Raw genomic sequence first — 14,029 nt, 5'->3', positions numbered from 1 at the left:
CGGTAACCGAATTACTTTATCAATATACTTTTATATCGCTCCAAATTTTTAAGAGCGATACCTGTACCACGCACAACTGCTCTCAAAGGATCTTCTGCAATGTACACAGGTAAATCTGTTTTTTGGGAGAGTCTTCTATCCAGTCCTCTTAACATAGATCCGCCACCGGCAAGATAAATACCTGTATTGTAAATGTCAGCTGCAAGCTCTGGTGGAGTCTGGGACAAGGTTTCCATAACGGCATCCTCGACCCTCAAAATACTTTTATCAAGAGCCTTGGCAATTTCGCGATAAGAAACCTGCACCTGTTTTGGTTTTCCTGTCAAAAGGTCTCTTCCTTGAATTGATTTGTCATCTGGTGGGGATTTTAAATCCTCTGTGGCAGAACCAATCTCTATTTTTATCGCTTCCGCGGTGCTTTCCCCAACATAAAGGTTGTGCTGGGTACGCATGTAATAGATGATGTCATTGGTAAATACATCCCCCGCAATCTTAACCGACTTGTCGCATACAATTCCGCCTAAGGCGATAACTGCAATCTCAGTGGTTCCACCGCCTATATCCACAATCATGTTTCCTTTGGGCTGCATAATATCAAGTCCAATACCGATTGCAGCTGCCATTGGTTCATGAATCAAATAAACTTCCTTGCCATTAACCCTTTCCGCTGACTCCCGAACCGCGCGCATTTCCACTTCAGTAATCCCAGAAGGAATACAAATGACCATTCGTAAAGCAGGAGGGAACCATTTTTTCTTTAATGCAGGAATGTTTTTGATGAACATATTGATCATCTTTTCCGAAGCATCAAAATCGGCAATTACTCCATCTTTCAATGGTCTAATGGTCTTGATGTTCTCATGGGTCTTTCCTTGCATCATATTGGCTTCCCTTCCCACTGCTATTATTTTGCCAGTGATTCTATCCCGGGCAACAATGGATGGGCTATCAACTACGACTTTGTCTAAATGAATGATCAGGGTGTTTGCAGTACCAAGGTCAATGGCGATTTCCTCGGTCATGAAATCAAAAAATCCCATAAAAAGCGTCTGTTTTTCGGATTAACGGTAAATTTTATCGGCTAATGTACTAAAATTAATGTTTAAAATGCCGTGTACCTGTCATTACCATGGCCAAACCATTTTCGTTGCAATAATCGATGCTCAATTGGTCCTTAATAGAGCCTCCTGGCTGGATTACACTTTTGATTCCTGCTTTGTCCGCAATCTCAACACAATCAGGGAAAGGAAAGAAGGCATCACTGGCCATTACAGCGCCTTCCAACTCAAAATTGAAGGAGTTTGCCTTGTGGATAGCTTGGTTCAAGGCGTCCACTCTTGAGGTCTGACCTGTTCCACTGGCACATAGTTGTTTGTTCTTGGCCAAAACAATGGTGTTGCTCTTGGTATGTTTGCACAATTTAGAGGCAAAAATTAAATCCTCAATTTCCTCAGAAGATGGTTTTTTGTCGGTAACCGAAGTTAATTCATCTGCAGAGTCGGTTTTAAAGTCTTTATCCTGAACTAAAACACCGTTTAGGCATGTTCTTACCAAAGTATCTGGAAGTGCCACTTCATTTTGGATTAGAATGATTCGGTTTTTCTTGCCTTTTAGAATTTCCAATGCTTCATCGGAATAAGAGGGGGCAATGACCACTTCACAGAACAATTTGTGTATTTCTTCTGCAGTTGGAGCGTCAATTTCAACATTGGAGATTAAAATACCTCCAAAAGCTGAAACCGGATCGCCGGCCAAGGCATCTACATAAGCCTGTTTAATAGTGCTTCTTGTTGCCAATCCACATGCGTTATTGTGTTTGAGGATGGCAAAGGTTGGTGCGTCATTTTTGAATTCGCCCATAAGATTTACAGCGGCATCAACATCCAAAAGATTGTTATAGGAAAGCTCTTTGCCATGTAATTTGGAGAACATCGCTTCAAAATCACCATAGAAATATCCTTTTTGGTGTGGATTTTCACCATAGCGAAGCACCTTTCCGTTTTGCTCACTGATTTTCAGCGCCGTTTCTTCACCACTTGCGTTGAAATAATTAAAAATGGCAGAGTCGTAGTGGGAGGAAACATTAAAAGCTTTGGAGGCGAAGCGTTTGCGATCTTCAATCGTGGTTGAACCGTTTCCTTCGGAAATGACATTCAAGAAATCGCCATAATCCTCCATTGATGATACACAGAGCACATCTTTGAAGTTTTTGGCCGCTGCCCTGATCAAAGAAATTCCACCAATATCTATTTTTTCAATAATATCTTGTTCAGAAGCACCACTGGCCACTGTTTTTTCAAAAGGATATAAGTCGACGATAACAATATCCAATTGTGGAATTTCGAACTCTTCCATTTGGGCAACATCACTGTCATTGTCCTGTCGATTCAGAATTCCGCCAAAAACCTTTGGGTGAAGGGTTTTTACACGTCCACCTAAAATGGAGGGGTAACTAGTAACATCTTCAACCGGGATTACATTGATTCCTAAATCTTGGATAAATTTCTCAGTTCCACCTGTTGAGTATAGGGTTACGCCCAGTTCGTCCAGTTTTTTGACGATGGGTTCCAAACCGTCTTTGTGAAATACAGATATAAGTGCAGCGGAGGCTTTTTTGGTGGTGCTCATTTTGTGTCTTAAAATCAAATTATTAAGCACACAAAAGTAATTTTTTTGAATCTAAAAAAGGAGCTGGGTTATCAACAAAATGCCACTAGTTTTAAAGAATTTGTGATACTTTTTGATTAACAAATTCCAAGAACCGCTCATCTTCTTGAGTAAAGGGGTCGGATGTGTTGGAATCAATATCAATTTGCCCAATGTTATCACCATTTTTAAAAAGAGGAACTACGATTTCAGATTTAACCGTAATACTGCAGGCGATATAGTTGTCCTGAGCAGCCACATCGGGGACTACGAAGTTTTCATTGCTTACTGCAACCTGTCCACAAATACCTTTCCCGAAGGGAATAATGGTGTGGTCGGTGGGTTCCCCGGCGTATGGACCCAGCTTGAGTTCTTCCTTGTCCCCGTTTTTAAAATAAAATCCAACCCAATCGTAGTAGTCGACCGAATCTCTAAGTAAGGTGCAAACCGCCTGTAAACGATTTACAACACTTTCGGCATTATCGGATAAAATAGAAGCAACTTTCGGTTTGAGGGAAGCCAGCATAAGATTGTTTTTTGCAAAGATATTTCAAATAGAGTTTTTAGGTCGTTGTTAATTTCAAAAATTACGAGCATAGCAAACAACAATATTGGGAGTATCATAAGAACCATACTGATGACGACGACATGCATTGGGGAGTATTTTTAAAATTTAACATTTAGAAATTCAATTTTCTGTAAGGTATTCATTGTCAGTGCTACTGAACTAGGGCGGCTATGAAAAACTTTGCGAGGTTTTTGGTCCTAACCACATTATTTCTGGGGCAGTTGGGTTTTTCTCAAACCTGCTGTTCAGGTGGGGTTCCTTTGTCCAATAATTTGGGCTTGCCCAATGAGGGTAAAGGAACTTTGTTGATTGGGTTGAGCTATGATTATAACAACCTAAACACTTTAAATGCAGGCTCAAGTGAACTTGATGATGATTCCCGATTAAGGGTGACCAATTCTGTATTGGTCAGCGTGGGGTATTCTTTTTCTGACAGACTTTCTGTGGAATCCCTTTTCACCTGGGTGAATCAACTTCGAACCATTTCCCAATTCGGAAATGAAAATGATACTGAGACAACCGGTATTGGTGATGCCGTGTTTTTGGTCAAATACGCTTTTCCCGATTTATTGGGGCAGCGTTCAACCATCAGTTTGGGCGCAGGTACAAAAGCACCCTTAGGGAGGTCTGATTTTACCACTTCCCAGGGAATTCAGTTAACAGCAGATCTTCAACCTGGTAGTGGAGCTTGGGACTTTATTGGATTGATTTCACTTTCAAAAGGATTGAATTTTAGACCATCTGCAACCTTGTCCGCCAGTTTGACCTACCGTGCCACCGGAGAAAATAACGATTATTTAAACAATTCTTCGATATATGAATTTGGAAATGAGATGCAAGCCAATTTGGGATACACAGATCAATTTGGCCTGTTCAATACCATTTTCAATCCGGGCCTCATAATCAAATATAGAAAAGCGGAAGTTGACCGCATCGATTCTTCCAACCTTCCCAACACCGGAGGGGAATGGATATTTATACGACCTGAGTTATCGGCCAATATTGCCCAAAACTTTGTTTTGGTATCGCGGTTCGAATTGCCATTGTATAGCTATGTGGATGGCACGCAGCTCACACCAACCAATAGGCTTACTATTGGGTTATTATGGAAATTACAGAAAAAGAAAATTGGAGTTTTAAATTAAAAAAAATGAAAAATTGGATTTTAATGCTGACGATGGTTGGGATGATGGTATCCTGCAGTTCGTCAAGTGTGGAAGAAACTACAAATGGAGATGGAACGGTTAATCCGGTAGAAAATAATTTTTGGAGCATTCCAGTGGTCCAGGTGTTGGATGGAGGTCCCGGAAGGGACGGGATCCCCTCTTTACAGAACCTCACTTTTACACAAGCCTCAAACGTGAATTTTTTGGAGGACAATGATTTGATCATTGGCTTTAAAAATGGGGACGATGTTCGGGGGTATCCGCATATAATTTTGGATTGGCATGAAATAATCAATGACAATATAGGAGAGGCGTCTGTTGCTATTACTTATTGTCCGTTAACAGGTACTGGAATTGGCTGGGGAAGGGTGATTGATGGAAAAGAAACCACTTTTGGAGTTTCTGGATTGCTGTACAATACCAACTTGATTCCTTTTGATAGGGAAACCAACAGTAATTGGTCCCAAATTTTGAACGAATCTGTAAATGGGGAGTTACTGGGCACCAAAGTGAGCTTGTCCATGTTGGTCGAAACGGATTGGAAAACTTGGAAACAAATGTACCCGAACTCTCAGGTAGTGAACTTAAGTACTGGCTTTCAGCGCACCTATGGAACCTCGCCCTATGGTAATTACAGCACAGATAATGATTTCTTTTTGTTTCCGGTGAGCAAGGATACTAGGTTGCCATTAAAGGAACGTGTGTTGGCCATAATCAACGAGAGTGATGCCAAAGTATATCGATTTGGGGATTTTGCCGCTGAGAATGTTGTGATGGATGCTTTCAAGGGAAGAAATTATTTGATTGTTGGAAACAGGGATTTCATGGTGGCTTTTGAGCCGGAAGGAGAGCACAATTCATTGCAGTTCACCTATATTTTTGATGGTAATTCAGATACTTTGTTGGAAGACAATGAAGGCAACCAATGGGATTTATTTGGGAATGCCATTTCCGGCCCACGTTTGGGGGAAAGATTAAAAGCACCTGCCTCCTTTATGGCCTATTGGTTTTCCGTTCCCGCATTTTATCAAACCGAAATTTTTGGCAATTGACACAGAAAAACAATTGAAATAGGGAGAACCCTATTTCAATTGGATGGTAAAGGCATTGGTTTTTAACAGCGTTTCTTTAATATTTTCGGGTATTTTTATGGTCAATTCCTCTTTGGATACATTGCATTTTAAACGATTGTTGGTTTCAAGCAATTTCGCTTTGACGTTTTTCGACCCTTTGTAATCTGCAAATGTAATTTCCGAAGGAAGTGTGCGCTGTCCTTCCTTTACCAGATAAATGAGATAAATTGTTCCATCAGGTTTCGAAGTGACGCAGATGTTGTCAAATTTGTAGGGAGCCATAGCCCTGGTGCCATAAATCGCCTCATTATTCACATCCATCCAAGTTCCGATTTCATCCAGTAATTGATAAGCACCTGCATCCCATTCACCTTCGGGGCTTGGTGCTATGTTCAGAAGTAAATTGCCTCCTTTGGTCACAATGTCAACCAGGGTATGTATGGCCTCCCTCCCCGACATATACTTTGCATTAAAGGCATAGGACCAGCCACCTCCCGCAATAATACAAGATTCCCAAGGGTAAGGCAACGGCTTTTCCGGAACTCGGTTCTCTGGAGTCAGGTAATTTTGATTTTTACCATGTACAGCTCGATCCACAACGATTAATCCTGGTTGCTTTACTCGGGCTTTCTGCACCAGTTCGTCCATTTTAATGTCTTGGTTGATGTTTCTATATTTCAAATATCCGGTCTCATTATTTTTAAGCTGCCTGTCGTACCAACTGCTTATGGCCGAATTGGGTTTTTTGGCCACCCAGCCGCCATCCAACCAAAGGATGTCCACTTTGCCATAGTCCGTGAGCAGTTCCAAAATTTGATTGTGTGTGAAATCCACATACTCCTGCCACTTTTCCGGATTTGACTCCGGTTCATAATTTACATTACGGTCACGTGGAGGATAATAGGGATCCCAATATGCCGGCATGTGCCAATCGGGTTTTGAGAAGTAAGCCCCCGCCCATAAATTCTGATTTCGGAAAGAATCAAAGATTTCCTTGGTAATATTTGATTTTGGATGGGTTGAAAAAGGGGTTTGGGCATCTGTAATCTTATAATCGGTATACTTTGTATCGAACATGGAAAAACCATCGTGGTGCTTGGTAGTAAAAACTACATATTTCATGCCCGCACCTTTCGCCGCTTTGGCCCATTTATCTGGATCAAACTTTACGGGATTGAAGGTTTTTCTAAGATTTTCATACTCTTCCTTGTAGGCAAAATAGTTGTCTGGATTTGAACCCTTTTTACGTTCGCACCAGCCATATTCTTCTGGGCAAATGGACCAAGATTCTACAATTCCCCATTGGCTGTAGGGTCCCCAGTGCATCAATAGTCCGAATTTAAGATCTTGCCATTTTTCCAGTTTCTCCAAAACCAAAGGGTCGGTTTCCGGAACATAGCGTTCATCTTCATAAATGGCCTGTGCCATTATGCCTGTACTTATGAACATGGTGCAGGTCAAAAGGGCCACAACAAATGGTAAGCTAATTTTCATTCTTCGTATTTTATTTTTAGTTGATTATGATTTCATCGGCAAATACCCAAGAAGGCAATCCAGCGGCATGGTGCCAATAGGGAGTCTCCGTATTTTTGGCTATTACTTTGATATATCGGGCGTTCATTGCTTCAAATTGAAGGTCAAAATAATGGATGTCGTTTACTTTGCTCTTTTTGCTCAGGGGCGCAGGATTCTTTAGATTTCCCAATGGGGTAAAATTGATATTATCTGTTGAACCGTAATAAGTGACCGAAGAAGGAAAAAAAACAACATGGTTGGTCACCTGTAAGAATGCCATGGAAATGCTGCGGATATTTTGTGTTTTACCCAGGTCAACTACAACCTCCATATCGTTTCCCTCGTATCCTAGCCAGTTTGCATAAAAACTACTTCCACCGAGGGCACTATCGGTCAAAACCATAGGGTCTTCATTGGCATATTTTTTGGGCTTGGTCAAACTGACCACTTTCTTTCCTTTGGCTTTATTTGGTTTTTGGGCAATCTTTAGAGCTGACATAAAGTTTGAAGCATATTCATTCACGGTAAAGCCCATTTCATTCATCAAAGTGATGTTGTTTTTTCGTGTGGTATTGATAAAACTGTCAAGAAGAGAAGCCACCATAGGATTTATGGTTTCTTTGGAATTTTGGTTGATGGTCATCAAGCTATAATCATCAGTGAGATTTTTTCGGCAAGCTTCCAAAACGGCATAGTCAATTCCCAAACGCGCCATTTTTACACGGTCAACAATTGCTGGTTTATCCGCGACAGCTTGTTCGGCATCATTGAACAATGTTGAGTATTCTGCCAATAAATCGGGATTCAAATAGGATGAAAAGGCTTCGGACGGATCGCCGTATAAAAACAGAAAGAAGTCCTGGTCTTCTTTGATTTTTGAATGGATCAAGTCGACGTACTTTTTTATAAATGGCCCCGCTTCGTGATAGTAACCATCAGTAAATTCAGTAAGCAGGTCATCAAAATCCAAATTGGGATTCCAAAGTAGTTTGGCCGTTATATAAGAACGAAGTTCAAAAAGCTCACTGGGATTGTTGCTATGTTGTTCAAAAACCCATTTGGCATTATTGTCCTTAAAAAGTTGAATGTTGGGTTGCAATGTGCAAATGTTTGGAAAAGGCGCCAAAAAGTTGGTGAATTGGGTGGTATAATCCCAAATTCGGATATTATCTGTGAGTTTCCCCCATCCAATAAGGTCATCGGCAAAATCAGTGCATTTTTCTGCTATTGGAGCACTGCGGTCGCATTCTATGGAACAAAGAGTTATCAGAACATTGGCTTTGGGGTGTACTTTTGGGGGTTTCCGGGTGTACTGATAGGCCAAGGTTGATATTGTCTTTTCTGGAAAAGCCTCGGCCACATTGTTTACAAAATGAATCATAGTGCCAGCTGGACTACCTTCCTCGGAATCAATTTTACTACAATTATTACATTGGCAATGTTGTTGGTTATCATCCTGACTTACCGAAATAACCGAAGTGTTGGGATTTCGTTTAAAATGTGCCGATACTGAATCTTTGACAATTTCAAGAACTGTCGCGTTGGTAAGGCATAGCTGCGTGGGCAATCTTTTCCCATCCCGAAGGGCATAATATTCTGGATGTGATTCATAAAACACCTCTTCAGGCATAAATCTATGGAACGTATGTACCCTGGCGCCCGGAACATAATATGGAAATGCCTCGTAGGTGACCTTTTGCTGATCTGCGAACTCGTGGTTTTCATAATAGAGCCGGGAATGGACGGTTCTGGTGGTAATTTCAGGGGTGTAACTATAATCAATAGAGCCGATGGAAACCGTTTCCATGGACGGGATGGATGCTACTCCCGGAGCATACCATTTGCAATCCAGATATTTTTCAAGAAATTCAAACACGGCATTTTGAGTGGCTAAATCCGAACCTCCCCAAATGAACAGATTGTTGTTTTTGGTTTTGATTCGTATTTCATGTTGCTGGAGGGCTTCCTTTTCTCCAATACCAATATAAATTTTCCCTTTTTTTCTGTTTTCCTTGTCCTGAACTACAATATTCAATTTGGTGTCGCTGATCAGTTGAAGGTTTTGCTGAAGAATTTGTGCTGATTTGTTGTTGAGTTCGGATGCATCATTTGGAATGACAATTTGGTAGTTGGATTGTCCATCTTTGGCCAGGGTCAATCCGTTATCTGAACAGGATAGTATACAAAACCCGAAAAGGAACAATATGAAGGCGATCTGCTTTTTCATGGTGGTGGTCACTTTGGCTAATTTTTAATGGAAGCGTCGTAAATTGATTTTAAGAGGCTGTTTTTTTCTTTGGTATCATTCCCCAATTGCCAGAACATGATGCCGCCCAATTTCTTTTGCATGGCGAACTCTGTTTTAAGACGGACTGAGACCGAATCATCATAACTTATAAAAATGCTGTCTTTTGCATTATAGATATATGGGGCTTTGGCAATAGGGTCCCAATACCTTTTGTAATCCTCGCTAGACTCAAATTCTTCACGAATTTGTTTATATGTGCTCCATCCGATATGTGCCCCAGAGTTCATTTGGTATAGTCCGTTGTTTTGCGGAGGCACTCCTTTCCAAGCCCTTCCATAAAAGGCGGCACCTATTACGATCTGTTCTCTTTTCACTCCAATTTCCAAGCAATAGGCTACAATCTTTTCTGCAGATTGGGGTTCATAGGCTCCTTGATCTTCTTTTGATATTTTTCTTCTTTCCTCTACATATGTCCATGCCGGAGTACTTTGAACATCTTTTTCCTGAATTAGACCTAGTGCGGTGTGATGTCCGGTAAATGGTGCGGCAGACCCAATTTGATCGTAGGTCATCACATTCATATAGTTGGCATACTTCATGACCTCCTCAATCTCGATGTTTTTATAGTATGGACTCCAGCCTGCTGAGGCAAAAGTCAAAGTCTGCGCTCTATCCAAGGTGTCCAATGCTTCGCGAAGTTCTTTCATCAAAAAGGTAAAATTTTGCTTGTCTTCAGGGCGAGCACCTGTTCCTGCAGCTGGAATCGCCGGGTATTCCCAGTCCATGTCTATTCCATCCAATTCATATTTTTTGTTGAAATTGACCACGCTTTGAACAAATTTCTTTCGATTTTCTGCCGTATGTGACATATCGGAAAAACCATCAGCTCCCCACCCTCCACAGGCAATCATAACTTTTAGATGCGGATGGTTTTTTCTTTGGGCTACAAGTTGTTCAAGCTTTTCTCCGGTTTGAGGGTCTTGAAATTTCATTTCACCATCAATTACTTTGGTAAACGAAAAAATAATATGGGTCAATTGTTCCAAGGGTAATTTCTCGGGATGATAATCTTCTTCAGGAACATAATAGGCCATAACAGTAAAAGGATGTTCCTCTTCTTCTTTGGTGCGTTCCGTACACGAGATAAGCAAAAAGATGCTGAGAAGGGGAATGAAGAATTTTATGTATTTCATCTTAAAAGGAATTTTTTATTCCTTAAAAAATTAATCATTAAAAATGGCTCATGGGAAAGTATTAGACAGAGGACATTTGAGAAAGTACAAACAACGGATTTGGGGAGAACAAGAAAGATGGAAACAGGACAAAAAAAAGCCCGTGAAACTTCACGGGCCTTTTTTTAATAATATGTTTTAGGAATTACATCATTCCGGGCATTCCACCACCCCCCATTGGAGGCATCGCTGGAGCATCTTCTTTAATATCGGTCAATGCACATTCTGTTGTCAAAATCATTCCTGCTACGGAAGCGGCATTTTCCAAAGCAACCCGAGTCACTTTTGTTGGGTCAATGATACCTACTTTCATCATTTCTACATATTTGTCAGATTTAGCATCAAAACCAAAATCGCCTTTTCCATCCATAACTTTTGCAACAACCACAGATCCTTCGCCACCGGCATTCTCAACAATAGTTCTTAGAGGAGATTCAATGGCCCTAGCTACTATTTGTAGTCCCGTAGCCTCATCTTCATTGATGGTGTCAACTTTGGAAAGTACAGATTTAGCTCTTACCAAAGCAACTCCACCACCTGCTACGATGCCTTCTTCTACAGCTGCTCGTGTCGCATGAAGTGCATCATCCACACGGTCTTTCTTCTCTTTCATTTCAACCTCAGAAGCAGCACCGACATAAAGAACTGCAACTCCACCAGCCAACTTGGCCAAACGCTCTTGCAGTTTTTCTTTGTCGTAGTCTGACGTTGTAGTTTCTATCTGTGATTTGATTTGGTTAACACGGGCCTTGATGTTTTTAGCAACCCCGGCACCATTCACTATAGTTGTGTTGTCCTTGTCGATAGTAACTCTTTCGGTTGTACCCAACATATCGATAGTTGCAGTTTCCAAAGAGAATCCTCTTTCTTCAGAAATTACAGTACCGTTGGTCAAAATCGCAATGTCTTCCAACATGGCCTTTCTACGGTCGCCAAAACCTGGAGCTTTCACAGCAGCAATTTTCAAGGAACCTCTCAACTTGTTCACTACCAAAGTAGCAAGAGCTTCACCGTCAACATCCTCTGCGATGATCAATAGTGGTTTTCCAGATTGTGCCACAGGCTCCAAAACAGGAAGTAAATCTTTCATTGAAGAGATTTTCTTGTCGAATAACAAGATGTAGGGATTGTCCAAGTCAGCAATCATTTTTTCTGAATCGGTAACGAAGTAAGGAGATAGGTAACCTCTATCGAACTGCATTCCTTCAACAACATCTACATAAGTGTCTGTTCCTTTGGCCTCTTCAACTGTGATGACACCTTCTTTGCCTACTTTTTCAAAAGCTTGAGCAATCAAGTCACCAATGGTTCCGTCATTATTTGCGGAAATAGCTGCTACTTGTTTGATTTTTTCTGAAGAATCCCCAACCTTTTTGGACTGTTTGGACAGGTTCTCGACGATAGCTTCCACGGCTTTGTCGATACCTCTTTTAAGATCCATTGGATTTGCACCGGCAGCAACATTTTTAAGTCCTTCTTTTACTATGGCCTGGGCAAGAACAGTTGCAGTTGTTGTACCATCACCAGCAAGATCATTGGTTTTGGAGGCTACTTCTTTTACCATTTGGGCACCCATGTTCTCTAGGGCGTCTTCCAATTCGATTTCTTTTGCAACAGTAACTCCATCTTTAGTTACTTGAGGTGCTCCGAAAGATTTACTAATGATAACATTTCTACCTTTAGGTCCCAACGTTACCTTTACAGCATTGGCCAAGGCATCAACACCTTTTTTAAGGCCATCACGTGCTTCTATATCGAACTTAATATCTTTTGCCATGATTCTAATTTGTTGTTTTTGTCATTCCTGCGAAGGCAGGAATCTATATGATTAAACTTTTCAATTTTATTGGATTCCCACTTTCACTTCGACTTCGCTCAGTAACCACGTGGGAATGACATACGGGTTTACACTATTGCTAAAATGTCGCTCTCACGCATGATCAAGTAATCGGCACCGTCCAATTTTAGTTCGGTACCAGCATATTTGCCATAAAGAACAGTGTCTCCAACCTTTACTGTAATGGATTCATCCTTGGTTCCTGGGCCAACAGCTACTACTTTTCCTTTTTGTGGTTTTTCTTTGGCGGTATCGGGGATAATGATACCAGAAGCTGTTTTGGTTTCAGCTTCAACAGGTTCTATCAGAACTCTGTCCGCTAATGGTTTGATGTTAACTTTAGCCATATTATTAATCTTTAGGTATTTGTTTTAAAAATTCTCGAAACTTTGCGCAGAAATTATGCCATTACGTGAAAACTGACAGGATATCAAAATAAAAATGCCAGCTTGTCATTCAAGCTGGCATTATGTATTTATTCTGTCATTAATTTTTTAATTAATGGTGTCAGCTGGGTTAGTTGTAGGAACCTGCTCAGGAACTTCTTCCGGAACCGTTTCCGGTATGGTGTTCTCTATATCATCTCCTTGCAAAAGTTTAGAATCTGCCTGACTGTAATTTCCTTTTAGGGAAATATTGGAAGCAAGTATCAAAACAATCAATAAGGCGGCAAGGGTCCAAGTACTTTTATCCAAAAAGTCACCGGTCTTTTTAACACCTCCCACAACTTGATTTCCACTACCTCCAAATGAAGAAGACAATCCGCCTCCTTTTGGATTTTGGACCATAATTACCAAAACCAACAAAAGGCACACTATGATGATCAATATCAAAAAAATTGTAAACGTGCTCATTTTCTATCTTATTCTTTTTCTTTCTGCAGCTTCTTCACCGCTCGAATTTGATCTGCAAAGAAACCACTTTTTTCCGGATATTTCAAACTCAATATTTTGAAAGCTTGTATGGCTTTTTTATATTTTTTTTGTTCCAAATAAACTTTGGCCAAAGTCTCGGTCATCAACTGGTTTTTGTCCATTTTGACAGACTCTTTGATGTTGATTTTTGTGCTGGACTCATCATTGGGGACAATTTTAGGTCTACTTTCAATAAACTTGTCCACCAAGTCGAACTTTTGCTTTTTTTGTAACTCCTTGTTCGTTGAGATTGCTCCTTCTTCATCCGGATTTTGCGACGTGAGTTGCAACCATTCTGTAAAAGAATGTTTTTCTTTTTTTGTGAATGGAATAGGTTTGCCTATTTCCAAGTCTACTTCCGACGGAGTTTGTTTTTCTTCAATAAGAACATCCGTATTGGCTTTTTTGGATTCAAACAAAGCTGGATCCAGTATTTGTTCCGCATCCTGTACGTTTTGAGGAAGTGCCTCCACTGACTCACCCAATAAGGTTTCCGTAGCAGGGTTGGGAGTGATCTCTTCTGAAACTGCTTTTTTATCTTGGAGTTTTGGGACCCGTCCGGCAATAGTGTCCGCAATGTTGTTCTGCACAAATTCTTGTGAGGTGATAAAGTCGAACAGTACATCCCGATCTGATGTATGGGCTGCTGTAACTTTTAGAGCATTGTTGTATTTGTAACTATCCAGATTTTTTAAGCCCTTCAAATGCAGTGCCCGGGCCGCCTGAAAGTATGGGTATTCCTCAATGATATCTTCCAACTCCCTGGTTTGTTTAGGCGAGAGGATGGTATTTGATTTTTGAAGAATCTGTATAAAATCGGATACGTTCAT

General features: G+C 40.8%; 12 protein-coding genes. 2 read left to right on the top strand and 10 right to left on the bottom strand.

Features of this window, described 5'->3' with window-relative positions; genetic code table 11:
- Positions 1–11: 11 nt before the first annotated feature.
- The 3 genes from ACULLG_RS00565 to ACULLG_RS00555 all read right to left on the bottom strand — a co-directional run bounded on the left by ACULLG_RS00565 (position 12) and on the right by ACULLG_RS00555 (position 3,172).
- A complete protein-coding gene (locus ACULLG_RS00565) occupies positions 12–1,040 on the bottom strand; it encodes a rod shape-determining protein (RefSeq protein WP_420320434.1) in 1,029 nt (342 codons plus the stop codon).
- Between the two features lie 55 nt (positions 1,041–1,095).
- Entirely contained in the window at positions 1,096–2,628 is a 1,533-nt protein-coding gene (gene purH, locus ACULLG_RS00560) for a bifunctional phosphoribosylaminoimidazolecarboxamide formyltransferase/IMP cyclohydrolase (RefSeq protein ID WP_452124816.1), read from the bottom strand.
- 91 nt (positions 2,629–2,719) lie between these two features.
- Positions 2,720–3,172 (bottom strand): GAF domain-containing protein, encoded by a 453-nt coding sequence (locus tag ACULLG_RS00555; RefSeq protein ID WP_452124815.1) that lies wholly within the window; start codon positions 3,170–3,172, stop codon positions 2,720–2,722.
- 212 nt (positions 3,173–3,384) lie between these two features.
- On the opposite strand from ACULLG_RS00555, the gene ACULLG_RS00550 reads away from it, so the two are divergent.
- Positions 3,385–4,359 (top strand): transporter, encoded by a 975-nt coding sequence (locus ACULLG_RS00550; protein ID WP_452124814.1) that lies wholly within the window; start codon positions 3,385–3,387, stop codon positions 4,357–4,359.
- A gap of 5 nt (positions 4,360–4,364) precedes the next feature.
- Complete coding sequence (locus tag ACULLG_RS00545) at positions 4,365–5,432, top strand: DUF3179 domain-containing protein (protein ID WP_452124813.1); 1,068 nt, start codon at positions 4,365–4,367, stop codon at positions 5,430–5,432.
- A 30-nt stretch (positions 5,433–5,462) separates the two neighbouring features.
- Here ACULLG_RS00545 and ACULLG_RS00540 read toward each other — a convergent pair whose 3' ends face one another.
- From ACULLG_RS00540 to ACULLG_RS00510, 7 genes are all read right to left on the bottom strand, one after another.
- The gene (locus tag ACULLG_RS00540) at positions 5,463–6,947 is read right to left on the bottom strand and encodes an alpha-L-fucosidase (protein WP_452124812.1); all 1,485 of its coding nucleotides are present in this window, start codon (positions 6,945–6,947) and stop codon (positions 5,463–5,465) included.
- Between the two features lie 16 nt (positions 6,948–6,963).
- On the bottom strand, positions 6,964–9,195 hold the full coding sequence (locus ACULLG_RS00535) for a DUF4838 domain-containing protein (RefSeq protein WP_452124811.1): 2,232 nt from the start codon (positions 9,193–9,195) through the stop codon (positions 6,964–6,966).
- A gap of 17 nt (positions 9,196–9,212) precedes the next feature.
- Positions 9,213–10,409: a glycoside hydrolase family 18 protein gene (locus tag ACULLG_RS00530; protein ID WP_452124810.1), complete on the bottom strand. Its 1,197-nt coding sequence runs from the start codon at positions 10,407–10,409 to the stop codon at positions 9,213–9,215.
- A gap of 184 nt (positions 10,410–10,593) precedes the next feature.
- Complete coding sequence (groL, locus tag ACULLG_RS00525) at positions 10,594–12,225, bottom strand: chaperonin GroEL (RefSeq protein ID WP_452124809.1); 1,632 nt, start codon at positions 12,223–12,225, stop codon at positions 10,594–10,596.
- A 128-nt stretch (positions 12,226–12,353) separates the two neighbouring features.
- Entirely contained in the window at positions 12,354–12,632 is a 279-nt protein-coding gene (locus ACULLG_RS00520) for a co-chaperone GroES (protein WP_452124808.1), read from the bottom strand.
- A gap of 147 nt (positions 12,633–12,779) precedes the next feature.
- Positions 12,780–13,139 carry a preprotein translocase subunit SecG gene (gene secG / locus ACULLG_RS00515; RefSeq protein ID WP_452124807.1) on the bottom strand — a complete coding sequence of 120 codons (360 nt, stop codon included), beginning with the start codon at positions 13,137–13,139 and terminating at the stop codon, positions 12,780–12,782.
- Between the two features lie 8 nt (positions 13,140–13,147).
- Positions 13,148–14,029, bottom strand: a complete 882-nt coding sequence (locus tag ACULLG_RS00510) for a hypothetical protein (protein WP_452124806.1) — start codon at positions 14,027–14,029, stop codon at positions 13,148–13,150.

The sequence above is a fragment of the Flagellimonas sp. 2504JD1-5 genome, from assembly GCF_053618295.1.
Note: the sequence above shows the minus strand (reverse complement) of the source record. Positions and strands in the feature narration are given on the sequence as shown.